24 protein-coding genes are annotated in these 25,861 nt (G+C 70.4%); 9 read left to right on the top strand and 15 right to left on the bottom strand.

Annotated elements, in window-relative coordinates; genetic code table 11:
• Window positions 1-109: 109 nt before the first annotated feature.
• The 4 genes from ABD798_RS14890 to ABD798_RS14875 are packed head-to-tail and all read right to left on the bottom strand — an operon-like array spanning window position 110 to window position 2,661.
• Window positions 110-496, bottom strand: coding sequence for a VOC family protein (locus tag ABD798_RS14890; RefSeq protein ID WP_344874970.1), 387 nt, complete (start codon window positions 494-496; stop codon window positions 110-112).
• A 10-nt stretch (window positions 497-506) separates the two neighbouring features.
• Window positions 507-1,082: a maleylpyruvate isomerase family mycothiol-dependent enzyme gene (locus tag ABD798_RS14885; protein WP_344874968.1), complete on the bottom strand. Its 576-nt coding sequence runs from the start codon at window positions 1,080-1,082 to the stop codon at window positions 507-509.
• Window positions 1,079-2,338: an RNA polymerase sigma factor gene (locus tag ABD798_RS14880; protein ID WP_344874966.1), complete on the bottom strand. Its 1,260-nt coding sequence runs from the start codon at window positions 2,336-2,338 to the stop codon at window positions 1,079-1,081. Before ABD798_RS14880 ends, ABD798_RS14885 begins: the two co-directional genes overlap by 4 nt.
• Window positions 2,335-2,661: a YciI family protein gene (locus ABD798_RS14875; protein WP_344874964.1), complete on the bottom strand. Its 327-nt coding sequence runs from the start codon at window positions 2,659-2,661 to the stop codon at window positions 2,335-2,337. The genes ABD798_RS14880 and ABD798_RS14875 overlap by 4 nt, the downstream gene beginning before the upstream one ends.
• A 231-nt stretch (window positions 2,662-2,892) precedes the next feature.
• On the opposite strand from ABD798_RS14875, the gene ABD798_RS14870 reads away from it, so the two are divergent.
• The 4 genes from ABD798_RS14870 (at window position 2,893) to ABD798_RS14855 (ending at window position 8,704) form a co-directional block, all read left to right on the top strand.
• On the top strand, window positions 2,893-3,024 hold the full coding sequence (locus ABD798_RS14870) for a hypothetical protein (RefSeq protein ID WP_344874962.1): 132 nt from the start codon (window positions 2,893-2,895) through the stop codon (window positions 3,022-3,024).
• Window positions 3,021-4,247, top strand: a complete 1,227-nt coding sequence (locus ABD798_RS14865; protein WP_344874960.1) for a YcaO-like family protein — start codon at window positions 3,021-3,023, stop codon at window positions 4,245-4,247. Before ABD798_RS14870 ends, ABD798_RS14865 begins: the two co-directional genes overlap by 4 nt.
• 25 nt (window positions 4,248-4,272) lie before the next feature.
• Window positions 4,273-5,667, top strand: a complete 1,395-nt coding sequence (locus ABD798_RS14860) for a TfuA-like protein (protein WP_344874958.1) — start codon at window positions 4,273-4,275, stop codon at window positions 5,665-5,667.
• A 73-nt stretch (window positions 5,668-5,740) separates the two neighbouring features.
• Window positions 5,741-8,704, top strand: a complete 2,964-nt coding sequence (locus ABD798_RS14855) for a BTAD domain-containing putative transcriptional regulator (protein WP_344874956.1) — start codon at window positions 5,741-5,743, stop codon at window positions 8,702-8,704.
• On the opposite strand, the gene ABD798_RS14850 is transcribed toward ABD798_RS14855, so the two are convergent.
• From ABD798_RS14850 to ABD798_RS14840, 3 genes are read right to left on the bottom strand one after another with little or no spacing between them, the layout of a single operon-like run.
• Complete coding sequence (locus ABD798_RS14850; protein ID WP_344874955.1) at window positions 8,675-9,175, bottom strand: DUF6314 family protein; 501 nt, start codon at window positions 9,173-9,175, stop codon at window positions 8,675-8,677. The genes ABD798_RS14855 and ABD798_RS14850 overlap by 30 nt on opposite strands.
• Complete coding sequence (locus ABD798_RS14845; protein WP_344874954.1) at window positions 9,172-10,485, bottom strand: flavin-containing monooxygenase; 1,314 nt, start codon at window positions 10,483-10,485, stop codon at window positions 9,172-9,174. The genes ABD798_RS14850 and ABD798_RS14845 overlap by 4 nt, the downstream gene beginning before the upstream one ends.
• Window positions 10,486-11,862: a serine/threonine-protein kinase gene (locus ABD798_RS14840; RefSeq protein WP_344874953.1), complete on the bottom strand. Its 1,377-nt coding sequence runs from the start codon at window positions 11,860-11,862 to the stop codon at window positions 10,486-10,488.
• 10 nt (window positions 11,863-11,872) lie between these two features.
• Here ABD798_RS14840 and ABD798_RS14835 point away from each other — a divergent pair, with 10 nt between their 5' ends.
• Window positions 11,873-12,496 (top strand): hypothetical protein, encoded by a 624-nt coding sequence (locus ABD798_RS14835; RefSeq protein WP_344874951.1) that lies wholly within the window; start codon window positions 11,873-11,875, stop codon window positions 12,494-12,496.
• Window positions 12,497-12,720: 224 nt separating this feature from the next.
• Here ABD798_RS14835 and ABD798_RS14830 read toward each other — a convergent pair whose 3' ends face one another.
• Entirely contained in the window at window positions 12,721-13,953 is a 1,233-nt protein-coding gene (locus tag ABD798_RS14830; RefSeq protein ID WP_344874948.1) for an HNH endonuclease signature motif containing protein, read from the bottom strand.
• Between the two features lie 491 nt (window positions 13,954-14,444).
• Complete coding sequence (locus ABD798_RS14825; RefSeq protein ID WP_344874946.1) at window positions 14,445-17,465, bottom strand: S8 family peptidase; 3,021 nt, start codon at window positions 17,463-17,465, stop codon at window positions 14,445-14,447.
• A gap of 63 nt (window positions 17,466-17,528) precedes the next feature.
• On the opposite strand from ABD798_RS14825, the gene ABD798_RS14820 reads away from it, so the two are divergent.
• The 3 genes from ABD798_RS14820 to ABD798_RS14810 are packed head-to-tail and all read left to right on the top strand — an operon-like array spanning window position 17,529 to window position 19,356.
• Window positions 17,529-18,074 carry a biotin transporter BioY gene (locus ABD798_RS14820; protein ID WP_344874944.1) on the top strand — a complete coding sequence of 182 codons (546 nt, stop codon included), beginning with the start codon at window positions 17,529-17,531 and terminating at the stop codon, window positions 18,072-18,074.
• Window positions 18,074-18,754, top strand: coding sequence for an energy-coupling factor ABC transporter ATP-binding protein (locus ABD798_RS14815; RefSeq protein ID WP_344874942.1), 681 nt, complete (start codon window positions 18,074-18,076; stop codon window positions 18,752-18,754). The genes ABD798_RS14820 and ABD798_RS14815 overlap by 1 nt, the downstream gene beginning before the upstream one ends.
• Window positions 18,748-19,356 (top strand): energy-coupling factor transporter transmembrane component T family protein, encoded by a 609-nt coding sequence (locus ABD798_RS14810; RefSeq protein WP_344874940.1) that lies wholly within the window; start codon window positions 18,748-18,750, stop codon window positions 19,354-19,356. The genes ABD798_RS14815 and ABD798_RS14810 overlap by 7 nt, the downstream gene beginning before the upstream one ends.
• Here the strand turns inward: ABD798_RS14810 and ABD798_RS14805 are convergent.
• On the bottom strand, window positions 19,343-19,741 hold the full coding sequence (locus tag ABD798_RS14805) for a hypothetical protein (RefSeq protein WP_344874938.1): 399 nt from the start codon (window positions 19,739-19,741) through the stop codon (window positions 19,343-19,345). The two genes, ABD798_RS14810 and ABD798_RS14805, sit on opposite strands and share 14 nt — an antisense overlap.
• A 100-nt stretch (window positions 19,742-19,841) precedes the next feature.
• Here ABD798_RS14805 and ABD798_RS14800 point away from each other — a divergent pair, with 100 nt between their 5' ends.
• Window positions 19,842-21,437, top strand: coding sequence for a CocE/NonD family hydrolase (locus ABD798_RS14800; protein ID WP_344874936.1), 1,596 nt, complete (start codon window positions 19,842-19,844; stop codon window positions 21,435-21,437).
• On the opposite strand, the gene ABD798_RS14795 is transcribed toward ABD798_RS14800, so the two are convergent.
• The 5 genes from ABD798_RS14795 to ABD798_RS14775 form a co-directional block, all read right to left on the bottom strand.
• Window positions 21,409-22,008, bottom strand: coding sequence for a TetR/AcrR family transcriptional regulator (locus ABD798_RS14795; protein WP_344874934.1), 600 nt, complete (start codon window positions 22,006-22,008; stop codon window positions 21,409-21,411). The genes ABD798_RS14800 and ABD798_RS14795 overlap by 29 nt on opposite strands.
• Window positions 22,009-22,240: 232 nt before the next feature.
• Entirely contained in the window at window positions 22,241-23,113 is an 873-nt protein-coding gene (locus tag ABD798_RS14790; RefSeq protein WP_344874932.1) for an ABC transporter ATP-binding protein, read from the bottom strand.
• 1 nt (window position 23,114) lies between these two features.
• Window positions 23,115-23,924 carry an ABC transporter permease gene (locus ABD798_RS14785; protein ID WP_344874931.1) on the bottom strand — a complete coding sequence of 270 codons (810 nt, stop codon included), beginning with the start codon at window positions 23,922-23,924 and terminating at the stop codon, window positions 23,115-23,117.
• Window positions 23,921-24,688 (bottom strand): ABC transporter permease, encoded by a 768-nt coding sequence (locus tag ABD798_RS14780; protein ID WP_344874930.1) that lies wholly within the window; start codon window positions 24,686-24,688, stop codon window positions 23,921-23,923. Before ABD798_RS14780 ends, ABD798_RS14785 begins: the two co-directional genes overlap by 4 nt.
• Window positions 24,689-24,702: 14 nt before the next feature.
• Window positions 24,703-25,734, bottom strand: a complete 1,032-nt coding sequence (locus ABD798_RS14775; RefSeq protein ID WP_344874928.1) for an ABC transporter substrate-binding protein — start codon at window positions 25,732-25,734, stop codon at window positions 24,703-24,705.
• Window positions 25,735-25,861 lie beyond the last annotated feature (127 nt).

Raw genomic sequence — 25,861 nt, 5'->3', positions numbered from 1 at the left:
ACTCGAACTGGCGGTGCGAGAACCTCGACGACGGCACCCATCGGTGGACGACCCCGGCGCAGCGCAGCTATGACACCGAACTCGAACCCATCGCCGAGCCCGCGCCGTTCTAGGGAGTGGCGGTGACCATCCAAGCGTGGCCGTCCGGGTCGGTGAAGACGGCGGAATAGCCCCACGGTTGCTGAGCGGGCTCGACGATGACGGTGGCGCCTGCTTCTCGGGCACGGCGGATCAGGTCGTCCAGGGCCTCGGTGGAGATGGCACTGAGGTTCAAGAGGCACTCCGTGCTGCCCTCGGGGGCGAGGGGGCGGCCGCCGAGGACCCAGCGGAAACCGTCCTGCGGGACGAGCATCAGGCGGGCAGCCTCGGCGAGGTCGAACTGGAGGGGCTCGGGGAGACCGTCCTCGGCCAAGGGGCCGACAGCGGTGAGGCCCAAGGCACGGTAGAAGCGGTGGGAACGAGCGCGGTCCTGGATGGGGAGGCTGACGATGAACATGCGGGGGTCCTCAGATCTCTCGGCCGCAGACGAACAGCAGCAGGTCCTGGGCGGGGGCCGACCTCGGGGTGCCGGAACCGAGGGTCCAGTCCAGGTCGGTGGCGCGGAGCTGGACGCCGTCGAGATCGACGCCGAAGTACTTCACCTTCTCCTCCGTCACCCCCTCCACCACCAAGCGGAGCCGGTCGAGCGGCACCTTGCGGCCGACGCCGAGCGCGACGGTGATGTCCAGGCCGTGGATGACGTCGTGGGACAGGGCACCCGCGTAGCCGTCACCCGGGGGCTTCCAAGGGTGATTCACGTTGTCCCGCAACGAAGCCAGCAAGTCCTTTATGGACAGAGAGGCGGCGTCGGCCTTGGCGCGGCGATCGGACATGCGGTTGAAGTTGCCACCGGAACCGGCCAGGTGGAACAGGAAGCGCGGCAACGAGTAGCGGTAGGCCATGGTGATGTGGGCGACCACCTCGCGGACGCGCCAGCCCGCGCAGAGCGACGGCGAATCCCAGTCGTGCTCGGGCAGATCCGCGAGCAGCTCGACGAGATCGATGCGCTCGGCGGCGATGGCGGCGCGGATGTCGGGTGTCACGAGGGGTCTCCTGGGTTCTCCGAGACCTCGTCCAGGCGCCTCGCGAGGTAGCGGCGTTCAGCGTCGGTGGTGGTCAGCGCCATGGCCTCGCGGTAGGCGGACGCGGCCTCGGCATTGCGGCGCAGGCGACGGAGCAGATCGGCGCGGGTGGCGTGGAGCAGGTGGTAGCCAGCGAGTTCCCCCTTGTCCCGCAACGCTTCCACCAGGCGAAGCCCCACGGCGGGACCGTCGGCCATGCTGATGGCGACGGCACGGTTGAGCTCGACGACCGCCGACGGGGCGACCCGGGCGAGCTGTCCGTACAGGGCGGCGATCTGCGGCCAGTCGGTGTCCCCGGCGGAGTCAGCCGTCGCATGACAGGCGGCGATCGCGGCCTGGACCTGGTACGGGCCTGCCCTTCGGCGGCGCAGCGCGGAATCCAGCAGCTGCACGCCCTCCGCGATGGCCACGCGGTCCCAGCGCGCGCGGTCCTGCTCCTCCAAGGTGATCAGCTCACCGTCCTGGCCGGTGCGGGCCTCGCGGCGGGCGTGGTGCAGCAGCATCAGGGCGAGCAGGCCGACCGCCTCGGGCTCGTCCGGCATCAGCTCGGCGAGCACCCTGGCCAGCCGGATCGCCTCCCCCGCGAGGTCCGTCCGCAGCAGGTCCGCGCCGGAGGTGGCCGCGTAGCCCTCGTTGAACAGCAGGTAGAGCACCGCGAGCACGGCGGGCGTGCGCTCGGGGAGCAGGTGCGCCGGTGGCACCCGGTACGGGATACCGGCGTTCTTGATCTTCTGCTTCGCCCGGGTCAGCCGCTTGGACATGGTCTGCTCGCCGACCAGGAACGCCCTGGCGATCTCGGTGGTACTCAGTCCCGCGAGGGTCCGCAGTGTCAGCGCGACCCTGGCCTCCGGAGCCAGGGCCGGGTGGCAGCAGGTGAACATCAACCGCAGCCGGTCGTCGGGGATCTCGTCGGGGATCTCGCTGTCGAGGAACTCTGTTTCACGGGCCATCGCGGCGGCCTCTCGCAGTTTGGCGGCGCCGACCGCAGCGCGGCGGAGCCGGTCGGTCGCCCTGTTGCGCGCGGCCGTGGTGAGCCAGGCGCCGGGACTGCGCGGTACTCCGTCCCTCGGCCAGCTCTTGAGCGCGAGGGCGAACGCGTCCTGCGCGCACTCCTCGGCCAGGTCCCAGTCCCCCGTCACGCGGATCAGGGTCGCCACGACCTGGCCCCACTCGTCGCGGAAGGCGCGCGCGAGGACCTCGGGGATCTCTTCGGTCACGGGAACTGGATCAGGGGCCGGATCTCGATGGTGCCGTAGCTCGCCGCGGGGTGCTTCGAGGCGATCTCGATGGCCTCGTCCAGGTCGGCGCACTCGATCAGGCAGAAGCCGCCGATCTGCTCCTTGGTCTCGGCGAAGGGCCCGTCGGAGAGCACGAGCCGGTCCTCGCGCACGCGCACGGTGGTCGCGTCGGTCGGTGGGTGCAACCCTCCACCGCCCCTGATGACGCCCCTGGCCTCCATCTCCTCCGACCAGCCGCCGCAGCCGTCCTGGGCGTGCTCGGCCGCCGACTCGTCCCCGCAGATCAACAGCATGTAGTGCACCGCGTTCTCCTCATCCCTTGACTCTCACCCCACCGACGAAGGGGACCACCCGGAACGGACACCCGCAGGGAGAAAGAACCGTAGTTCGGCCGTAGCACCCCGCGCCACCGCAACGATCATTGCCCTGACCTACGAAAACAGTAACCCGAAAGAACCTTGCGTTGTCAGCGGCGTGCCAGGGGCCGCTGAGATCCTGATCGGGCAAGACAGCGCGAAACCCCAGGAGTGAAGATGGACAGGATCGTCGTCCCGAGTGCGCAGGACCTGACCGGCGAGCTCGCCCAGTGGGATCAGCTCCACGAGTGCCTCGCGGCGAGCTGGATCTTCCGCAACGACACTCCCCACGAGCACCTGGGTTGGTGAACAGTCCCGAGGGGCGGGCCGGTGGCGTCACCGGCCCGCTTCGGACCACCACCGCGACAGGCACCACCGCCACGACCACAGTGACCACAGGTCCGGCTCCCCACAGTCCCCAGCGAACGCGCACCCCAGAGCAGACGCTGGACTGGCTCTCCCCCAAGCTGCGCACGGTCGGCATCACCCGTCTCGCCGACCTCACCTGGCTCGACGAGATCGGCATTCCCGTCTACCAGGCCGTTCGCCCGAACGCCTGGCTGTTGTCGGTCTCCCAGGGCAAGGGTCTGACCAAGGCGGCGGCCAAGGTCGGCGCAGCGGTGGAGGCCATCGAGCTGTGGCACGCCGAGCACGTCGAGCCGGACCTCCCCGAAGCCGAGGCCGGGGCCGCCGCCCCCGGTCTCGGCTACCGCATGCGGGACCTGGACAGCTCCCCGCGCAGCTGCCTCAACCCTGCGCTGCGGCTGAGCTGGAACCGCGCGCGGTGGCTGGACGGCTCCGGCGAGACGCAGGTGCCCACCGCCTGCCTCCGCCTGGACGGGCGGGTCCGCCCCGAGTGGGCGCCACCGGCGTTCGCGGGCAGCACCACCGGTCTGGCCGGTGGCAACACCCTGGACGAGGCGATCAGCCACGGCCTGACCGAGGTCATCGAGCGCGACGCCGTGGCACGGCACCAACGCGGCAACGCCCGCCCTCCTCGCCTTCGGCTGGACACAGTGGACGGTGCGGCGGCCGGGTTGCTCGCGCGCTTCGCCGACGCCGAGGTCGAGGTCCTCGTCGAGGTGCTGGACGGCCCGTGCGGCGTCCCGTGCTTCGGAGCGCGGATCTTCAGCGAGACCTTTCCCGTCTACAGCCGAGGTTACGGCTGCCACCTCGACCCGCGGATCGCGCTGTGCCGCGCGCTCACCGAGGCCGCGCAGTCGCGGGTCACCTCCATCGCGGGCACGCGCGACGACGTCGGCAAACCCGCCTACCAGCAGAGCAGCCCCTTCGCGGTCCTGCGCGACCGAGAGTCCTCCACAGGGACCTCCGCCTCCGGCGACGAGCGTGATTTCGGCGCTGTGGCAGCACTTCCGGCTCGTTCCCCGGCGGAGGACGTAGCGCTGCTGGTGGAGCGGATCACGGCCGCCACCGGTGTGTGCCCGCTGGTGGTCGACCTCACCAGGCCCGACATCGCGGTCCCAGTCGCCAGGGTGATCGCGCCAAGACTGCTTTTCCCCCACCACTTCTGACGACATCCGAGCCAGGGAGGCGAGCGTGGCAGAACGCGTGCTCTTCGTCGGGCCCACCCTGCCCGACGCCGAAAAGCTGCTGGCGGGCACGGGAATCCGCGTTCTTCCCCCGATCGCCGCCTGCGACCTGTTCCGGCTCGACCCCGGCCCCGGGGACGTCGTCGGGATCGTGGACGGCTACTTCCACCACTCGCGGTCGATCACGCACGAGGAGATCCTCGGGGTGATCGACCGGGGCGTGCGGGTACTGGGCGCGGCCAGCACGGGCGCGTTGCGCGCGGCGGAACTGAGTACCTTCGGCATGATCGGGATCGGCGAGATCTACGACGACTACGCCTCCGGGCTGCTCGAAGCCGACGACGAGGTCGCGCTGCTGCACAGCCTGCCCGAGCACGACTACCGGTCGCTGTCGGAGCCGCTGGTGAACATGCGCGCCACCCTCGCCGCAGCTGAGCGCAAGGGTTTCTGCTCCGCCGCCACGCGCAGGCTCCTGCTCGAGGCGATGGCCGACCGGCCCTATCCCGCGCGCTGCTACCGCGCGATGTGGGCGGTGGGCCGCGATCTCGGCGTCGACGAGGAGGAGCTGCTGCAGCTCGCCAGTTTCGTCGACAGCGGCGCGGTCGACCAGAAACGAGCGGACGCGTTGCTGCTGCTGGAAAATTTGCGCGAGCCTGACTTGCCACCTCGACAAGCGATGGGCGTCGAGCTGAGCCGGACGCTGTTCGTGCACTGGTGGGAGCTGGAGAACCGGGGAGAGGTGGAGGCGAGCACGTCGACGTGGGTCAGCGATCTGGCCGCACTGCGCGTCTGCCAACTGCTGGCGGGCGACTACCCGGCGCTGCACCGCGAACTGGTGCTGGACCGGCTGGCCGAGGACTGCCGCCGCGAGTGCCGGTTGCCGCAGGCAGGGCGCTCCTCAGAAGCGGTCGCCGTCGACCACGGCGAGCACCGGGGCGTCTACCGGATCGACTCCGCGACGCAGGAGGTCTTCCTCGACGACTGGCTCACCGAGGCCGAGCGCGGGCTGGCTCCGCGCGAGCAGCTGGCGCTGTTCCTGGTGCGCGGCTTCCGCGTCGCGCCGTCGCTGCCGTGGGACGAGCTCGCGCTGAAGGCGTTGCGGGGAACGCCGGCGTTCGCGCGGGCGCGGCAGCTGGCCGCCTACGCGAGCGGGGTCAACGCGAAGCTGGCCCAGCGCGACCACTCCTTCCACGTGGACCGGATCGCGGAGAAGCGGATCAGCGAGGACACCGCGCGGCGGTGGGGCGTCCCCCTGTCGAACCTGGAGCTTGCGGCGCTGGAGCGGGGCTTCGGTTCCATCGGGGACGCACTCGCGTCGGCTCGCCACGTGCACCTGCTCGCCAAGTACAACCCGAACGAGGTGCGTTTCGAGATGAGACCGGAACCCGCTCGCACGCGCTGATGCCTTTAGTCTGTCCGTCACCACGGTCGCGGGACGGCGGCCTGGACAGCGAGAGTGCGGGGTGTTGGACGCGGTGGATCGGGCTGCGCGGAGTTCGCTCGGTCCGAGGGTCAGGCTCTGGAGAACACGAGCGGGATTCACCCAGACCGAGGCCGCCACCGCCGCCGGGATCAGCGTCGCCGGGCTGCGGGACCTGGAGCAGGGCCGCATCGCCCGCCCCCGCCCCGCCACCCTGCGCAGGCTCGCCGACGCCTTCGGCCTCTCCCCCGCCGAGACCGTGGAGCTGTTGCGGGACAACGCACCCGCCAGTTCCGGGATCGGTGTCGGCATCCTCGGGCCGCTCGTGCTGCGGGTCGGCGAGGAGGCGGTGGACCTCGGTTCCGCGCCGCAGCGGACCCTGCTCGGCGTGCTCGCGCTGAGCCCCGGCACACCGGTCTCGCGCGACGCGCTGGTCGAGGCCGTGTGGGGGCACCGCCCGCCGCCGAATGTGGTGGAGATCCTGCAGACCCACATCTCGCGGCTGCGGCGGAGGCTGACCCAGGACGGCCCGCAGCTCGCCGCGACGCCCGGTGGCTACCAGCTCAACGCGGGTCCCGACCAGCTCGACCTGCTCGCCTTCCGCGCCCTGGCCGCAGAGGCGCGCGCGGCGCGGGAGCGCGGGGACGTGCCGGGCGCTGCCGAGGCGTGCCAGCGGGCGCTGGCGCTGTGGCGGGACGCGCCGCTGGCGGATCTTCCCGCGCTGCACAGCCATCCCGGTGTCGCCGAGGTCGTGCTGGCCCGGCAGGCGCTGGTGCTGGAGTTCGCCGAGCTGGCCGCGGAACTGGGCGAGGACGAGCGGGCGCTGCCCCCGCTGCGCGGGCTGGCGACGGCCGAGCCGCTGGACGAGGCGGTGCAGGCGCGGTTCATGCTCACCCTCGCGGCGAGCGGGCGCCAGGCCGCCGCGTTGACGACCTTCGACGAGGTGCGTCGCCGGTTCGCCGAGGAACTCGGTGTCGATCCAGGGCCGAAGCTGGCCGAGGCGCACCAGCGGGTGCTGCACAACCGCGCGAGCACGCCGAGCTCGGCCTCCGCCAGCGCGCACCGGCAGCTGCCCCCGGACATCGGCGACTTCACCGGGCGCGCTGCCGAGCTGCGGTGGCTCGCGGAACTCGGTCCCACCGGGAACGCGCTCCCGCTCGTGGCGATCGAGGGGATGGCCGGGGTGGGCAAGACGCGGCTGGCCGTGCACTTCGCGCACCGGCTGGTCGCGGCGGGTCGCTACGCCGACGTCCAGCTCTACGTCGACCTGCGGGCGCACTCCGATCAACCGCCCGCCGACCCCGCGGTGGTGCTGGCCTCGTTCCTGAACCTGCTCGGGGTTCCCGGCGCGCAGGTGCCGAGGGACCTGGACTCGCGTGCCGCGCTGTACCGGGACCGGCTGCACGGCAAACGGGTGCTGGTGATCCTGGACAACGCCGCCGACGAGCGCCAGGTGCAGCCGCTGCTGCCGGCCAGCCCGGACAACCTCGTGCTGGTGACCAGCAGGCGGCACCTCGCGCTGGACGGCGCCGCGACGCTCGCGCTGGACCTGTTCGCCTCCCAGGACGTCATGGCGTTGCTGGCCACGATCGCCGGAGCCGGGCGGGTGGAAGCTGACCGCGCGGGCGCCGAGCGGGTCGCCGAACTGTGCGGGCGGTTGCCGATCGCCGTGGCGCTGGCCGCGCGCAGGCTGCAGAACCGTCCTTTGTGGACGCTGAGCGACCTGGCGGAGCGACTGCGCGCCTCCAGCGGCAGGCTGGGGGAACTGAGTTCCGGTTCAAGGGGACTGCGTGCCGTCTTCGACCTGTCCTACCGGGCGCTGGCGCCGGAGCCGCAACGGTTCTTCCGCCTGCTGGGCGTGCATCCCGGCGAGGACGCGACCGCCGAGTCCGCGGCGGCGCTCACCGGGACCGACCCGGCGACCGCCCGGCAGCGGCTGGAGGAGCTCGTCGACGAGCACCTGCTGACGATGGTGACCGCGCGGCGCTACCGGCTGCACGACCTGTTGCGCGAGTACGCCGCGGAGCACGTGGGTGAGCAGGAGCGGCGCGAGGCTGTCGAGCGGGTGCTGACCTGGTACCTCTACGCGGCGGACGCCGCGCGGGAGCAGCTCTTCCCGCTCTTCGTCGACATCGAGCTGGACCCGGCGTCGCGACCGGGGCACGTGCCGGTGCACGACAGCGACGAGGACGCCTTCCAGTGGCTGGCCGACGAGCACGCCACGCTCGTCGCGGCCGTCGGGGTCGCGCTGACCGAGGGCATGCACCGCGTCGCATGGCAACTCCCGTTGGTGCTCAAGCACTATTTCGAGCGGCTGAGCAACTACAAGGACTGGATCACCACCGGCCGCGACGCGTTGAAGGCCGCGCAGCGCATCGGTGACCGGCAGGCCGAGGCGATGGTCCGCAGCCTGCTCGGCGTCGCGCACGGCCAACTCGGCGAGATCGACGCGTGCGTGGAGTACTTCACCGACTCGCTCTCGCTGCGCCGCGAGGTCGGCGACGTGCACGGGGAAGCCCGCACGCTCGGCAACCTCGGTGTCGCGCACACCCATCGCGGCGACTACGAGGACGCGACCAGCTACCTGAAGCAGGCGTTGGAGCTGAGCAGGCGGACGGGCAACCAGCACCTGGAGATCCGCATGCTGAGCAACCTCGGCCGCGCGCAGATGATGAGCGGTGCCGTGGGCGATGCGATCCTCTCGCTGGAGACGGCGCTGCGCCCGGCGCGCGCGGCCGGTGACGTGATCGGCCTGATCGCGGTGTTGCACAATCTGGGCGAATCGTTGCTGCGCGCCGGGCGGCACGGTGAGGCGCTGGCAGTGCTGGCGGAGTGCCTGGAGGGCTACCGCGACAAGCACTTCCGGCTCTACGAGGCCGAGGTGCTCGAACTGCTCGCGGAGGTCCACGGCGCCTCCGGCGAGGCCGAGCGCGCCCAGGAGCACTGGCGCGAGGCTGTGGCGATCCTGGAGGAGCTGGGCCATCCCCGGCTAGACGAGGTCCGCGCGCACCTGCGGTAGCCGGTCGTAGGTGGTGTGCATCGAGTAGTCCTTCTTCGGGCCGCGCACGCGCATGTCGACGGTGAAGCGGTCAGGCCCGTCGAAGCGGTAGTGGCCGGTGTAGAGGTCCTGGTCGCACAGGTGCTCGTCGGAGGCTTCGGCGCCGTCCAGCCGGAGCGTGTGCATGGTGCGGCCGAACTCCGGCGGCTCGACGAAGCAGACCCTGATCCGGTCGTGCTCCAGCAGGTAGTGGTACTCGCGACTCACGTCGTGGTGCTGTCCGGTACCGAGTTCCAGTCGGCCTTCCTCGCGGTAGAGCAGCAGGTCCGGCCGCAGCGGGCGGAACTCGGCGGTCCCGGTCACCGAGCCGGTTCCGGGGATCGCCCGCGCCAGCGCCCACTTGCCTCGCAGGGAACGGAACAGCCGCCCCTCGGGCGTGCCGGTCGGGTCTTCGGTACCGATGCTCGACCGCGTGAGCGGGTCTTCGGTCATGGCTGGCTCCCGGCGGTTCGTCGCGCCACCGATGCTATCTCGGTCGCCGCGACGTCCGGGGCGGCGCCGGGGCCGCGCAGCCGGTAGTGCGCGGGGATCAGCGGCCCATCCGGTACCGGGTTCGGCAGGACACCGAGTTCCATGGCGAGGCGGTCGGCCATGCCCACGTAGTCGCCGTGCGGGAACTGCGGGCGCGGGCGCCGTTCCCGGATCTCGCGCTGACGCAGCAGTCCGGCGTCCATCCCCGGCGGTGCGGGCAGCGCACCGGTCAGCACCGCCGCCGCCCAGCGCGCTTGCAGTTCCATCACGCCGAAGTACGGCCCCCGGTAGAGGCCGACGAACGCCGTGTCCGGGAACTCCGGGTGGAAGGTGCATTCGTGCAGCAGCAGCGGTTGCAGCAGGTCCGCCGGGTCGTGGCCGAGCGCGGCGCGCCGCCGGCGGTCGAGGTAGGGCAGTTCGAGGCGGTGGCCGGTGCACTCGATCACCTCGTCGCAGGGCAGGCGGACGCCGGTGTCCAGCACGACCGCGCCGGGCTCGCGCCGCACGGCCCTGCCGGGCTCCATCCGGAGTGCGCCCGTGCGCAGCACCTGGGGCACGAGATCGGATACCACCAGGTACGGAGGCCCATCGGAGTCCGGGTCCAGGCGCAGGCGCTCGTCGAAGTCGCCCGGGTTCACCGCGATGCGCGAGAAGCGGCGGTTGGCCTCGGGCCAGGACAGCTTCGGCCGGCCGCGCCGGTAGCTGACGAGGTCCCACGGCACGCCGTCGAGGTGGCGCGGAAGCAACCAGGTCGGCCGACTCGCGACGGCGGTGACCTCGACCCCGGCGGCGGCGAGTTCGGCGGCGATCTCGGCTCCGGAGAAGGCGGCGCCGACCACCACGACGCGTTTGCCCCGGTACCGCTCCGGGCCGTGGTACTCGGTGCCGTTCGGGCCGAAGGCTCCGGAGGCGAGGACCACGCCGTCGAACCGCTCGCCGTTGACGACCGAGCCCGCCACCGTCGTGACCGCTTCGCCGAGCCTGAGGTGCGCGGTCAGTCCGAACCGCTCCGCGTACCGGTGCAGGTAGAGGCGCACGTCGTCGCGGCAGGGGAAGTCCGGCGTGTGCTCCGGCCACGGGAAGTCCGAGAAGCAGCAGTTGTGCTTGGACAGGTTCGTCGACATCCCCGGCCACGCCAGCCCGCCCGCGCGCCAGACGCCGCCGATCTCGTGGGCGCGGTCGAAGACCACCGGCTCCGCGCCCGCGGCGAGCAGTTCCTTGGCCGCGACGAGGCCGCCGGGACCGGCTCCGACGACGGCGACGCGCGGCACTCAGCGCCGCCCGAGCCCGACGGAGCTCAGTACCTCCTGGAACGCTGTCACGTTGTCGGCGGACTGTTTGACCTGGACCCAGACCTGCTGGCCCGACAGCTCCAGCAGCGCGTCCGCGACGAAGGCGACACCGCAGCGCCGGAGGTGGATCGTGCGCAGGCCGACTACCTCGGGTTGCTTCGCCGCGACGGCGACACAGCCCGGTTTCGCGGTCTTGGCCTCGAAGTCCTTCGGCGCGAGCACGGCCATCGGCGGCAGCACGCCCGCGAAGACCCCCGCGCGCGGGTCGGCGGGGGCGGGGAACGCGGCCACCGATTCGGCGACGACGAGGCCGGGCCACCGGCCGGGCGCGAGCCCGAGCAGTACCGGGTCCCATCCGGCACCGGCCAGCTCTCCCGCCCACGCCCTCGGCACGCGCACGCTGACCGTCTTCGTGCCGTCACCGACTTCGACGACCTCTGATCGGGTGAAGTACCAGCTGCTCGCCGCGATGCCCGCGAGCACGAGCAGGGCGACCGGGATGGGCCACCTGCGTCGTTGGGGGGCCAGCAGCTTCCGCAGGTCCGCCACGAACTCGCCGACGTCGCTGTACCTGTCCGAGGGCTTGGGTGCCATGGCGCGCAGCACCGCCGCGTCCAGCCCTGCCGGGAGGCCCCGGACGACGAGGCCGGGCCGCGACGGCTCTGGGCGGTCCGCGATGTCGACGATCGCGTTGTTCTCGTAGGGGTTGCGGCCGGTGACCGTCCGGTAGAGCAGCGCTCCGAGCCCGTAGACGTCCGTGCGCACGCTGAGCGGCTCGTCGGCGCCCGCCTGCTCCGGTGCCATGTAGGCCGGAGTACCGCCGATCATGGTCAGCGTGGAGGCTTCGCTGAGCAGCTTGCCGAGTCCGAGGTCACCGAGCAGGACTCGGTCCCTGCCGTCCGGTCCCGAGCGGAAGAGCACGTTCGAGGGTTTGACGTCCCGGTGCAGCACGCCGTCCGCGTGCAGGGAACGCAGTGCCAGTCCGATCTCCACCGCGACCTCGACAGCTTCGCGCCACGGCAGCGGGCCCGTCGCGATCCGGTCTTCGAGCGTGCCCCGGTCCCCGTAGGTCATCACCAGGTAGGGCCGCCCGTCCGGCAGTTCGCCGATGTCGTGCACGCGGACCACGCGATCGGATTCCGCTCTGCGCAGCAGCCGCGCTTCGGCGAGGAACCGATCGTGCACGTCCGCCGAGTCGAGCCATTCCGACGAGAGCACCTTGATCGCCACGGTGGAGTCGAGCGCGTCGTCCCGCGCTCGCCACACCGAGGCGAACGCGCCGCCCCCGATGCGCTCGCCCACCTCGAATCGGCCTATCCGCCCCGGCACCGGCATGCCCGTATCATGCCGGTTCATGGGTGGGGGCGTGTCACGTGGAGCGGTGTTCGGCGTGCTCGTGCTGCTGTTGTCCGGCTGCGGCGGCCCCACGGACGTCGGTCGTCCCGCTGTCCCGATGCTGCCCGCGTCTTCCGGCGCCTCGTCTTCACCTGCTCCCACGACGTCCTCCCCTGCGATCGCGCCCGGCTACGCCCAGCGCAACTGGGTCGCCGAGGCCACCCCGTCTACCCTCGTGATGGCTGTGCCCGCCGGGTGGGCCGAGCGTGTCGGCGGTGCGTACTGGTCCGATTTCACCGACCCCGCCAAGCGCGTCCGGCTCCGTGTCGACATCACCGGTGTTTTCGGCCGCGCCCCGATCCTCAGTGCTCGGGCCATGGCCAACCGCCACATCTCCCGGGTCGACGGCACCCCCGGCTACCGGATGGTTTCCGAGCGTCCGCTGCCGAAGAGCTCTTTCGGCGACGCCAACCTGGAACTCGTCTACCGCTATCTGCGCGACGGCGTGGAGGTCGAGGCGACCTACCACTTCACCGGTACGGCCTCGGTCACCAATCTGGAGTTGAGCGTCCACTATCCGATGGCCGACCGCGACGCCGCGCTGCGCGTGCTCGACACGGCCGAGAAGTCCGCCGCCTGGCTCGGAAGCAACTAGCCGCTGGCGCTTTCTTGAGCCGGTGGGCTCTTTTCTGTGTGGGGTCGGCTTGACCTGGGGACCCCTTGCGCGCGCCGACATAGGCCGGACGGGCACGGGATGGATCCCGGCCCTCGCGGGGAAGCGTATGGCACGCGCACCCCAGGTAAAGCCTCGGTTCCGTTGTGCCCCTTGCGTTCCAGCCTTTCGCCTTGTGCGCATGTCGAATACACCTCCCTCCCCGGTTATGCGGTGAGTCGTGGGTCGACTCTGATGTTGCGCATCGGTTTCTGCTCCGCGTCCACCCACGTCGGTGGGATGAAGTCCGGCCGCCCGTCGTCAGCGAAGACGATCTTCCAGTCTTCTTGGTGGATCACGTGATGGTGGTGCGAGCACAACAGAGTCATGTTGTTGAGGTCGGTCGGGCCGCGATGTTCTACCCAGTGCAACACGTGGTGGGCTTCCGTCCACGCGGGTGGCCGGTCGCATCCGGGGAAGGCGCATCCCTTGTCCCGCAAGGCGAGTGCCCGTCGCAGGGGTGGTGGTGCGGTGCGGGCGGAGCGCCCGTAGTCCAGGGGGATGCTCTCCCCGTTCAACACCACCGGGATCAGTTCAGCGTCGCAGGAGAGTTGGCGCATGAGGGAAGCGGTGGCTTCGCCGTCCCAGTCGGTGTACCCGGTCCGGAGTTTCTCTTCCAGGTAGTCCAAGCGCATCGTGACGACCATCTGCGGCCGCACTCCACCGCTGGCCGGGAGGTCGTGGGTGGCCATCGCGACCGTGACCAACTCGCAGAGTCCGTCGGCGTAGCGCTGTTCGACTGTGCGGGGGTCTTGCTCGCCGTTGGTGGGGCGAGGTTTGGATACGGCGTGCAGGGCTTCCTCGAAGATCGCGCCCTCGATCGGCGGCAGGCATCCGTTGAAGAACAGTGATCCGTGTTGGTCTTTGCCCATTCGGAACGACCGTGCTTCCACGGCTTTCTGCTCGTCTTTGAACGCGCCTTCTTGGTCGAAGTGGGAGCGGACCCGCTTACCTGCTTGCGCCAACTCGCGCGAGGTCAACTCGGGTGCGTAGGTGAGGAGGATGTCTTCGGCTTCGTCGGCCGCATCAGCAGGAATGTTTTTGATGACATCGGCGATGACCGCAGCGTGATCCCCACTGATGACACCCGCGTACAGGGCGTCCTTCGTGGAAGGTACGCCGGGCAGGTCTTCTACGAGCAGCGAGCGTCGCTTCGCTTCCGCCGGAGAAATCTTCAGATGTGACCGCAACAGTGTCGCGAGGTTCCTGCACCCTTGCGCGGTGTGCAGACCACGATCCTCCGCATACTCAGCAGCATCCACCTTCACTGCCGTCACCAGATTCGTGAGCGTCTCCAACTCGACCAGGAACGCCAGATGCTCCTTCTCAGAGAGCTTGTAGACGTCGTGTGATTCGAGATGATCTACCAAAAGCGTCTTCACTGCCGTGATATCCAACATGATTCACCCCCTCGCCCGTTGGCTACCCCTAATTTTAGCAACTCCTCCAACGGCGTCAAATCCGTTGCAGGCTAAGGAGAAACGGAACTGTCAGCCGTCAGCGAAACTGGGGTCGGCTTTACCTGGGGTGCGCGTGCCATACGCTTGTCAGCGTGGCCGGGATTCATCCCGTGCCCGTCCGGCCCACTACGGCACGCGCAAGGGGCCCCAGGTCAAGCCGACCCCCACGCTGGAACCACCACGCCCCACACGCACCCCACCGCTACTGACATCCGGTGCCACCTGAAACCCCCAGCCGTCCCCGACCTGGAAGCGCAGCCGTACCCCGCTGGAAAGAGCTAAAAGCTCCAGCCTTTCCCCAGCTGGAAGCCAGCCGTACCCGACCTGGAAGCCCAGCCGGTGCAAACCGGAAGCCCAGCCGTACCCGACCGGATACCCACCGGCTGGTACCGACGCGGGCTGGAAGCCACACGCCGGTACCAGCCACAGCACTACGCCACCGTGTAAGCCCCGATCACCGTCTGCTCCAAAGTGTTCCCATTCCCATCAACTGCCTTGACCCGCAACGAAACCGGCCCCACTCGGTTCACCACGGACACCGCGCCGTCGACCACCTTCACAGCTTCCCACTTGCGCCCCTCATCGAAGGACACCTCAACAGCCAACGAAGCATCCACGCGACCGGCCCCATTCCTGTGCACGGAAACAGGAATCGAGAAAGCACCAGGCCGCGCGCGGTTGTGCGCATCAACATTCGGCGCGAACCGCACGCCCAACAGTGGCAAGTCGGAAACGCCGTGCGCCGAGCGGAAGGTCCACTGCGCGTTCACTCGGGTGGACGTGACTTCCAGGCGGTACTGGGAAGCCTCGGGTGCCACGGAGAACTCGGCCCAGCCGGGGAGCGGGCTGGAGGCGACGAGCACTCCGTCCCGGTACAGCTTGGTGGTGCCGGTCTCGTCATCGACGAAGCCGAACTGGTGCTCATTTTGCCCACTGGCCAAGGGAATCTTCATCTCGATCACGTTGCCGTCGCGCCCGGCGAACTGGCCGGGCTGGTCCTTGGGGAATGCGGGGCCGAAGACGGCGGTGTTCCACCGCTCCTCGGTCGGCTTGGTGAAGACGCGGGGCACGGCCGCGATCCTGGTGGTCCCGGCCTCGAAGGTGTTCGTCCACGGCACTCCGGGCGTGTAGAACTCGTTGAGGACGAAGGGAAGCGGAGCTTTGATCACGTCCTCGCGAACACCGATCTGGTTGGAGCCGGTAGCAGCGTGGGAACCACGGACGGCGACGAGCGAGCGGTCCGGGACGTGTTGCGTCAGTTCCTTGGGCACGACGCCGTCGCGAACGATCCTGACGTTGTACAGGTACGGGCTGCGTTCGAAGCCGCCCTTGCCGTCGGGCTCGGCGAGCAGCTGTTCGACGGTGAAGGTGAACTGGCCGGGCGGGGCCGACGTGGTGGAAGGGCGGACGAAGGTCTTGGCGAGGGTCTCCCCGATCACGCCGCCGACAACGGGGTCCGAGGCGGACGTGCGCTGGAAGTGGACCCGGGCCTTGAACTCCTTCGCCGAGCGCTTGTCCACCGTGGACCCGACCGGCTTGGCCTCGCGCGCGTCCAGCACGAGTTCGGTGTTCTTGTCGAGCACCAGGGTGGGCTCGGCGAAGAGCGAGATCTCCTGCTCGGCCCACGTGGAAGCCTGGAGGAAGTACCGGCCCTTGGGCAGCCGGACCACACCCTGCTCCGGTTGGTACTTCGTGCCGCGATCGAGTTCGTCCAGGTAGATGGACGCCTTCTCGGTGCGCTTTCCCTGCCGGTCGAGGACGGTGATCTTGAGGTCGTAGCTCTCGATCTCACGGGTCACGCCGACGGGCGTGCGCAGCGAAACCTCACCGCCGGTCGCGACGAGGGCTCCGCCATAACGGCCGTCCTGCGCGGAAACGCGCGTGTCGACCGTCAGGACGGCGTTCGCCGAGCCGCGTGCGGGCACGATGATCCGCCTGGGCTGGACGGTGAACATCCCTTGCGGCGCCTTGACATCCGGGGCCAGGTCGAGAACCAGCGGCGCCGAACCCGAATTGTGGTAGGTCACGGTGGTCTTGCTGGGCACGTCATCGCCGTGCGGCCACTTCGCGATGCCGCTGTGGATGCTCGCGGGCGTGGCGTGCACGGTCTGCGTGCTGGCGCGGCCGACGTCGAGCCGTCCGGCACCCTGCTCGTGGACGGCGAGCTTGGCGTTCGGGCGCGCGGTGCTCATGAGCGCGGCCTTGATCCGGTCGGCGCGCCAGTCGGGGTGCTGCGCAGCGACGACGGCCGCCGCGCCAGCCACGTGCGGCGCGGCCATGGAGGTGCCGGAGAGGCGTGCGTAGCGGTCACCGACGGGCTCTTCGGGCGTGCTGTTGCGAGCCCGCGCGGCGACGATCCCGACACCGGGTGCCGTGATGTCGGGCTTCAGTCCGTCGTCGCCGGAACGCGGTCCCGTGTTGGAGAACGGCGCGAGCGCTTCGTTGGCGTCGACGGCGCCCACGGCGAGCGCGGCATCGGCGACGGCCGGGCTCATGACGGCTTCGGCCTGGCCCGCGTTGCCGGTCGCGGCGACGAACAGCGCGCCGGTGCGCTCGGTCAGCTGGTTGACGGCGAGCGACATGGGGTCCTTGCCGTTGGTGGGCGGGCCACCGAGGCTCATGTTGACCACGCGGGCGCCCTGCGCGACGGCCCACTCCATCCCGGCGATGATCGCGGACTCGCTGCCGCCGCCGTCGTCACCGAGGACCTTCGCGTTGAGCAGCACGGAGTCCGGTGCGACGCGCGCCGCGGTGGACGCGACATGGGTACCGTGACCCTCGCGGTCGTCAGTACCACTCGCCGAGCTGGTGAAGTCCTTGGCTCCGGCGATCCGCCGGGCGAGGTCAGGGTGTTCGGCGTCCATGCCGGTATCGAGTACCGCGACGGTGACGCCCTTGCCGGTGTGCCCGGCCTTCCACGCGACGGGAGCGCCGATCTGCACGGTGCTGCGGTCCAGCGCGGCGCGCACGGGTGCGTCCAGCCACACCCGCGACTGCGCCAGCCCGGACCACGTCCTCGCGGAGTCGGCCTTCCGGGTGCGCACGGCGAGCCCGCCGATGCTGGGCAGCTCGCGCTCGGCCCTCGGCAGCGCGCGGGCGGCCGTGGGTTCGACGATGAGCGGCAGGTCGGGGCGGGCGCGGTCGTCGAAGCCCATCGCGACGAGGCGGCTCACGTTGAACAGCCGCCGGTCGAGCCGCCCGGAGCGGACCGACTCGGCCACGTCCACGGGCACGACCACGCGGTCGCCGCGCCCCTCGGTGCTCTGCAGGAAGCGGATGTGGCCGCGCCCGGGAGCTGGGCGGACGGTCACCCGTCCGTGCTCCAGCTGGACCTGGTCGCCCGTGACCAGTGTCACCGAGGAGGTGGACTGCGGCGCTGGTGAGGCGTTGGCGGGCACTACTCCGGTGGCGAGCGCCGCGACCACCAGGAACACCGCATGCTGTGCTTTCACATGCTGCTGTGACGCCGCTTTCGCCGAGTTGGTTGGGCGCCTCCCACGAAGCAAGATGTCCCCATGCGGACCAAGGATCTGGTGCACGTGGCGCTGTTCGCCGCGATCGTGGTGGTGCTCGCCCTGTTCCCGGCGGTCCCGTTGCCCTTCGTGCCGGTGCCGATCACCGCGCAGTCCCTGGGCGTGATGCTCGCGGGCTCGCTGCTCGGCGCGCGCAAGGGCGGGCTCGCGCTGCTGGTCTTCGTGGCGCTGGTGGCGGTGGGTCTGCCGGTGCTCTCCAGCGGCTCGGGCGGGTTGGCGGCGCTGCTGCGCCCCTCCGGCGGCTTCGTGCTGAGCTGGCCGATCGCGGCGTTCGTGATCGGTTGGCTGACCGAGCGGGTGTGGAACCGCTACAACCTCGCGTGGGCGCTGCTGTGCAACGCGACGGGCGGGATCGTGGTGTCCTACCTGATCGGTGTGCCGTTCCTGGCGGTCGCGGGCGGGCTGGACCTGGGGACCGCGCTCACCGGCTCGCTGGCCTTCGTCCCGGGCGACGCGGTCAAGGTGGTGCTCGCCTCGATCGCGGGCGTGACCATGCGCCGCGCGTACCCGCTGGTCAAGGCGCCCTGATGTTCCTGTTCGAGGACGTCGAGCACGGCTACGACGAGCGGCGGGTGCTGCACGGGATCTCGGTGGAGCTGACCGAGCGGCGGATCGCGGTGATCGGCGCGAACGGCTCCGGCAAGAGCACCTTCGCGCGGCTGCTCAACGGGCTCCAGGTGCCGACGTCGGGGCGGGTGCTGGTGGACGGCCTGGACACGCGCTCCGAAGGACGAGCCGTGCGGCGCAAGGTCGGCTTCGTCTTCCAGGACCCGGACGTGCAGATCGTCATGCCGACGGTGGCCGAGGACGTGGCGTTCGGCCTCAAACACCGTGGTCTGTCCAAAAAGGACACTGCGGCGCGGGTGGTCGAGGTGCTGGCAGAGCACGGGCTCTCCGAGCTGGCCGAGCGCCCGGCGCACCTGCTCAGCGGCGGGGAGAAGCAGCGGCTGGCGATCGCTTCGGTGCTCGCGCTCGAACCGGAGTGCGTGGTCTTCGACGAGCCGACCACGATGCTGGACCTGAGGAACAAACGGCGCACCACCAGGGTGATCGCGGAGCTGCCGCACCAGGTCGTCGTGGTCTCGCACGACCTGGACCTGTTGTCGGACTTCGACCGCGTGCTGGTCTTCGACGAGGGCCGGATCGTGGAGGACGCGCCGCCCGCGCGCGCGATCCCGGCCTATCTCGACCTGATGGCGCCATGCTGAGCCTGTACCGACCGGGAACTTCCGCCCTGCACCGGCTTCCGGTCGGCGTGAAGCTCGTTGTCCTGCTGCTGAGCGGAATCGGACTGTTCTTCGTCACGAATCCGTTCGTGCTCGGCGGTTTCCTGCTCGTCGTGGTCGGATTGTGGAGTCTCGCGCGCGTTCCGCTCGTCGAGCTGCTCCGCCAGTTGCGCCCGCTGGCGCTCGTACTGGCCCTGCTCGGCGTCGCGCAGGTGTTGTTGCTGGGCTGGGTTTCAGCGCTCGTGGTGCTGCTGCGGCTGATCGCGCTGATCTTGCTGGCAACGCTGGTGACGATGACCAGTCGCACCGACGACATGATCAGCGCCTTGGAACGCGCCGCGAGCCCGCTGCGGGTGTTCGGGTTGCGGCCGCACCGCATCGCGTTCGTGCTGTCGCTGACGCTGCGCTTCATCCCGCTGATCAAGGAGAAGGCCGACGAGATCCGCACGGCGCAGCGCGCACGGGGCGTGGAGCGCTCTTCGCTCGCGCTGCTGTTGCCGTTGCTGGTGAAGGTGTTGCGGATGGCCGACCACATCGCGGAGGCGCTGGACGCGCGCGGACTCGACGACGCTAGGGATCGATGACGGAGCGCAGCACCTCGTCCCCGCTGACGTGGCCGACCTCGGCGGGAACGCTCTCCTCCATGCGCTGGAAGGCCGCGTAGTAGTTGCGGTCGAACTCCTCGATCAACCGCGTCACCCACCGCTCAGCGGCGAAGTTCTCCTCGATGACCTCCAGCTGCACGCACGCCGCGAGATCGCGTCTGCCGTCCGCGGCGAGCAGGCCGACGAGGTCCTCCAGCGCGTCGTCGGCGTGCTCGATCAACCGCCGCACGGCCAACAGATAGGCGCGCGCCTCGCGAACGGTCTGCAGGACCTCGGCCAGCTTGAGGGCGATCTCCGCGCGCAGCGCCGTGCGGTCCACCCCGGCAGGGCAGATCGGCGGCTCGTACACCGGATCGCACGACATGGGACTGGGTACCTCAGGGGCCCCGTTCCCAACCAAGGGCAACCCAAAACGCCTAATCGCCCAGTGGTCGAATACCGAACGGAACCGTACCGTTCACGGCATGAACCTGGTGAGCCACCTGGCGCAGCGACTGCTTCGACTGCCTTCCCCGATCACGCGGGAGGTCGAGATCACCAGGGACATACCGATCACCATGCCGGACGGCGGGGTGCTGCTCGCCGACCACTGGCGCCCCTCTGGCGGCACCTCGCCGACGCTGCTCGTCCGAACGCCCTACGGCCGCAAGGGTTTCGGCGCGGTCTTCGCCAGGGTCTGCGCCGAGCGCGGCTTCCAGGTCGTGATCACCAGCGTGCGCGGCACCTTCGGCTCGACCGGGGACTTCAGGGCGATGCGCCACGAGCGCGGCGACGGGCTGGCCACCATCGAGTGGATCACCGCGCAGCCGTGGTTCGACGGCACGCTGGCGCTGGCCGGGACGAGCTACCTCGGCTACACGCAGTGGGCCGTCGCCGCCGACGCACCGCCGCAGGTGAAGTCGATGGTGCCGCACGTGACCTCGTCGCGGCTCGCGCTGACTTTCCTGCCGCGTGGCGGTTTCGGGCTCGACACGTCGCTGCGCTGGTCGGCGATGACCGCGCGGCAGGAGCGCCGCTTCAAGGGCTACCGCGAGAAGACCGTGCGCGAAGCGATGAACAGCCTGCCGATGGGGGAGGCCGATGTGCGCGTGCTCGGCGAGCAGTGGCCGTTCTACCAGGACTGCGTGCACCACGACAACGAGGACAGCTTCTGGAAGGACTGGGACCACAGCACTTCCGTCGGCAAGGTCACCGTGCCGACGAGCCTCGTCGCGGGGTGGGAGGACATCTTCCTGGCCGACCAGATCGCCGACTTCGTCGCGCTGCGCGAGCAAGGAAGGGACGCACGTCTGATCGTCGGCCCGTGGCAGCACGGGTCGATCACCGGATTCGGTGTCGCGGCAAGGGAAACCGTCGAGTGGTCCGGCGCGCACTGCCGTGGCGAGGAGCCGCCGCGCCGGGCTCGGGTGCGGCTTTTCGTTGTGGGAGCGCAGGAGTGGCGCCATTACGACACCTGGCCGCCGGAGGGCTACGCCGCGCGGGACTGGCACCTGCACGGCGACGGCGCGCTCAGCACCGCTGCCCCGGCGGCCGCCGAGCCGTCGCGCTACCGCTACGACCCCGCCGACCCGACTCCGTCCGTCGGCGGGCCGATGCTGACGCGGCGCGGCGCCGGCCGCAAGGACAACCGTGCCCTCGAAGCGCGCTCGGACGTGTTGACCTTCACGACCGAGCCGCTCGCGGAGGACCTGGAGATCATCGGCGAGGTCGGCGCGCGGATCTGGCTCAGGTCCAGCAGGCCCGACACCGACGTGTTCGTGCGCCTGTGCGACGTGTCCCCGCGCGGGCGCTCTGTGAACGTCTGCGACGGCTACGTCAACGTGCGGCCGGACGGAGTGACCCGCGTCGAGGTCGCGCTGTCGCCCATCGCCTACCGCTTCCCGCGCGGGCACCGGCTGCGCGTGCAGGTGTCCAGCGGCGCGCACCCGCGCTTCGCCCGCAACACCGGCAGCGGCGAGCACCACGCCGTCGCGCGCGAGCTGTTCGCCGCCGACCAGGAGGTGTTCCACGATCCCGAACACCCCTCGGTGATCACGCTCCCTTGCCCAGCAGGGGGATGACCAGCCCGTCGACGACGCGGTCCACCAGCGCGTCGTCGACCTCGTCGTTGGTGGTCATCAGGCGGAGGAGGAAGATCGCCGCGGGGAGGTCGGCGAGCAGGCCGACGTCGACCCCCTCCGGCACCTCCCCGCGCCGCACCCCGCGCGCCAGGATCGTGTGCAGCAACGGCTCCTGCTGCTGGGCGATGCGCTCGGCGTACATCCGGGCCATCTCCTCGTCCCGGCGACCGCCCTCCATCAGCCCGAGCAGGATGCCGCGCGTGTGCGGTGTCTGCGCGCGCACCCAGGACCTCAGCAGCAGCCGGATGTCCTGCGCCACCGAGCCCGTGTCCGGGTCGGCGTGCGGCACCTCGTTGATCTTGAGCGCGTCCAGGATCAGCGCGGCCTTGACCGGCCAGTACTGGTACAGCGTCGCCTTGCTGGCGCGGACCCGTTTCGCGATCAGGTCCATGTTGAACCGCTCGTAGCCCACCTCGGCGAGCACCGCCAGCGTCGCGGCGAAGATCTCCCGCTGCCGTTCGGGATCGCTCAGCGGGACCTTCCTCGGCCGTGGCACAACGGGTTCCGGCACGCGCGCTCCTCCCCGTGGGCCTGCGATGATCGCAGCAGGGTACCCGCAGCCCCTGTGCTCGGCCTTGTCCGGCCCGGCGGGCTCGCGCGCCGCGGTCGGCACCGCCCGGCGAACCCGACGACTCGCGGGCCGGCGCCTCCGAGCGCCCTCAATGACTCATTCAGGGCGCTCAAGTACCTCAATGAGTCATTCAGCGCGTTGAGGTACCTGAATGACTCATTCAGTCCACGCTTCAGGTGGGTTGGCGGTGGGAGGACTGCGCTTCGCGTTCGGCGCGCTCGGCGGCGAGGAAGCGGGCGGCGGCGCCTTCGGGGTCGGCCTGGACGCGGGGGCGCGCGGTGCCGCCGCCGTGCAGCAGGCGGGCGGTCTCGGCGCGCAGGGCGACGAAGGCGTCGGACTCGCGGGTGGTGATCTGGTCGCGCTCGGCGGGCAGGTCGACCTTGAGGTCGGCGACGACGGTGGCGGGCGACTTGGAGAGCACGAGCACGCGGTCGCCGAGGTAGACGCTCTCGTCGATGTCGTGGGTGACGAGCAGGATGGTGGTGTCGTGCTCGCGGCGCACGCGCAGCAGCAGGTCCTCCAGCTCGAAGCGGGTCTGCGCGTCGACGGAGGCGAAGGGCTCGTCCATCAGCAGCAGCGCGGGGCGGTAGGCCAGGGCGCGGGCGATGGCGACGCGCTGCTGCATGCCGCCGGAGAGCTGCCACGGGTACTTCGCGCCCGCGCCGGAGAGGCCGACCCAGTCGAGGGCCTGTTCGGCGCGGGAGCGGCGCTCGGCGCGGGAAGCCTTGCGCTTCAAGGGGAACTCGACGTTGCGCTGCACGGTGAGCCACGGGAACAGCGAGCGGCTGTAGTCCTGGAAGACCACGGCGAGGTCGTCGGGGACGCCGCGCACCTCGTCGCCGTGCAGTGCGACGCGGCCGGTGCTCGGGGTGATCAGCCCGGACAGCGACCGCAGCAGGGTGGACTTGCCGCAGCCGGACGGGCCGACGATGCAGACCAGCTCGCCCGCGGCCACCGTGAAGGACAGGTGGTCGATCGCGGTGTGCTCGCCGCCCTTGGCGTGGTAGCGGTGGCCGAGGTCGCTGACCTCCAGCATCGTGCTCACGTCATGCTCCCGTTCCGGCCGCGACGGCCTGGCGGTGGGCCGGCTGCCAGGCCAGCACCCTGCGTTCGACGGCCGACAGGCCCGTGTTGAAGAGGAATCCCAGCACGCCGAGCAGGATGATCCCCGCCCACATCGCCGGGAAGTCGTACTGGCGCTGGGAGTACAGCAGCCGGTAGCCGATGCCCTCGGTGGAGCCGACCAGCTCCGAGATGACCATCAGCACCAGCGACAGCGAGAGGCTGATCCGCAGGCCGGCGAAGATCTTGGGCGATGCCGCTGGCAGCACCACGCCGAAGATCCAGTCCACTTTGGACAGCCGGAAGGCGCGGGCGGTCTCGGTCTTGGTGGCATCGACCGACCTGGCCCCGTCGACGGAGTTGAGCAGGATCGGCCAGATCGTGCCGAAGACGATGGTGGCCAGCTGCATCGGCGTGCCGAGGGTGAACAGCGCGAGGAACACCGGTACCAGGGTGGGCGGCGGGATCGCGCGCAGGAAGGAGATGATCGGGCCGCAGTAGTCCATCGCGGTGGCCGACCGTCCCAGCAGGACGCCGAGGCTCACGCCGAGCACGCCCGCGATGGCCCAGCCGCCGAGCATCCGCGCCACGCTGGCGAGGACGTCCTCGAAGACCACGTCGGTCAGGAACAGGCTGGCGGCGGGGCCGCTGAACCACATCTGCCGAGCGGTCTCGGCGATCTGGGTCGGCGGCGGGAAGTACAGGCTGCCCGCGAGCCGCGTGGCGGTCTCCCACAGCAGCACCAGCACGACGAGGACGATCCAGCCGGGCGCCGAACTCCGAAGCCGCTTCACACCGTCTCCCCCGTCCGCGCGCCCCAGGCGAAGAACCGCCGCTGCACCCACTCCAGCCCGGCGTTGACCAGGTAGCCGATCAGCCCGGCGACCACGGTGCCCGCGAAGACCAGGTCCATCCGGCTGCCGCCGCTGCTGGCGTTGAGGATGAACTGGCCGAGCCCGAGCGTGGCGCCCGCCAGCAGTTCCGTGCTCACCACGACGATCAGCGCGATCGCCGCGGAGGTCCTGATCCCGGTCATCACGAACGGCGCGGCGCTGGGCAGCGCCACGGTCGCCATGATCCTCGGTTTGCTCACGCCGAAGGCGCGGGCGGTGTCCACCAGCTGCTCGTCCAGCTCGTCGAGCGCGTAGATGGTGTTGAACAGGATCGGCCACACCGAGGCGTAGACCGCGAGCACGATCTTGGCCTCGGGCCCGCCGCCGAAGAGCAGGATGGCCAGCGGGATCATCGCCACCGACGGGACGGGGCGCAGCAGCTCCACCACCGTCCTGGTGGCCCGCCGCACCGCCGGGACGCTGCCGAGCACCAGCCCGAGCGGCACCGCGATGACGACGGCGATGCCGAGGGCGATGGCCCACGCCAGCAGGCTGGCGATCACGTCGTAGACGAACACGCCGTCGCCGAGCAGGCGCACGAGGGTGCTCGCGACCAGCGTCGGGGGCGGGATGTACCCGGGCGGGACCAGGTCGGAGACGCTGAGCAGCTCCCAGAGCAGGAGCAGCACGGCGACTCCGACCAGTCCGCGGAAGGCGGTGCGCACGAACCCCTCGACCCCTACTTGGCCGGGACCGGGGCCTGCGGCAGCACCATCGTGCTGACGTCGATGCGCTCGCTGAGGATGCCGAAGTCCTTCATCAGGTCCGGGACGCGCTGGAGCCTGGCGGCCTCCAGCGAGCTGGGGTAGGCACCGATGTTCATGATCGAGGCGGTCTGCGCGTCGATGCCCGCGTAGCCCTGCACCGCGGTCTCGACCCGGCCCCGGTCGGCGTTGGCGATCTCCACGCCCTTGGCGAGCCCGCGCTGGAAGGCCGCGAGCGCCTTCGGGTTCTCCTTGGCGAACTTGGCGTTGGTGGAGTAGCCGGCCATCGGGATCGACTCGGTCGGCCCGGAGGCGGCGTCGAAGACCCGGACGGCGCCCATGCTCTTGGCGGCCTGGGTGATGAACGGCTCGGCCATCACCGCGGCGTCGACGTTGCCGTTCTTCAGCGCGGCGGCCATCTCACCGAAGGGCATCTGCACGTACTTGATCTGCTTGGCGTCGATGTTGTTGGCGCTGAGCACCGACCACACCGTCATGTCGGCGAGGTTGCTGGTCGTGGTGACCGCGACCTTCTTGCCGGGCAGGTCGCTCATGGACTTCACCGAGGAGGTCGGCGAGGTCATGGTCATCCACACGTTCGGCTTGGCCGCGTAGCAGTCGGAGACCCACTTGAGGTCGACGACCTTCTTGGCGTGCGCGGTGAACATGGAGACGTAGTTGCCGTGGACCATGTCCATGTCGCCCGCGGCCATCTTGTCGATGCCGACGGCGGAGGTGGTCAGCGGGATGAGCTCCAGGTCCAGGCCCTCGGCCTTGAAGAAGCCCGCCTGCTGCGCGATGTAGACGGGCGCGACGTCGACGACCTTGACCAGACCGAGGCGGATCTTCATGTTCTCGCCGCCGCCGGAGGGCTTGTCCTCGTTCGAGGAGCCGCCGAGCAGGCCGCAGCCGCCGAGGCTGGCCATCAGGGTCGCGGCGGTGAGGACCGCGCCCAGGATGCGGGAGGGTCGGGACGACGGCCCGCCGGGGATGCCGCGTCGGTTCATGCTTGCGCTCCAGTGCTTCGAGGTGCTGATGGGGGCGGGGTGCTGCCGAGGGAGTGCCGGCGGGCCTACCTAACGTTCGAGCGCCACGACCGGTCAAGCCCGTACACGAAGAAACAACACGCTTTAG

This window comes from Allokutzneria multivorans (genome assembly GCF_039537405.1).
In the GTDB taxonomy this organism is placed as follows: Bacteria; Actinomycetota; Actinomycetes; order Mycobacteriales; family Pseudonocardiaceae; genus Allokutzneria; species Allokutzneria multivorans.
The sequence above is the reverse complement of the archived record's forward strand: the minus strand, read 5'-3'. Positions and strand labels throughout refer to the sequence as shown.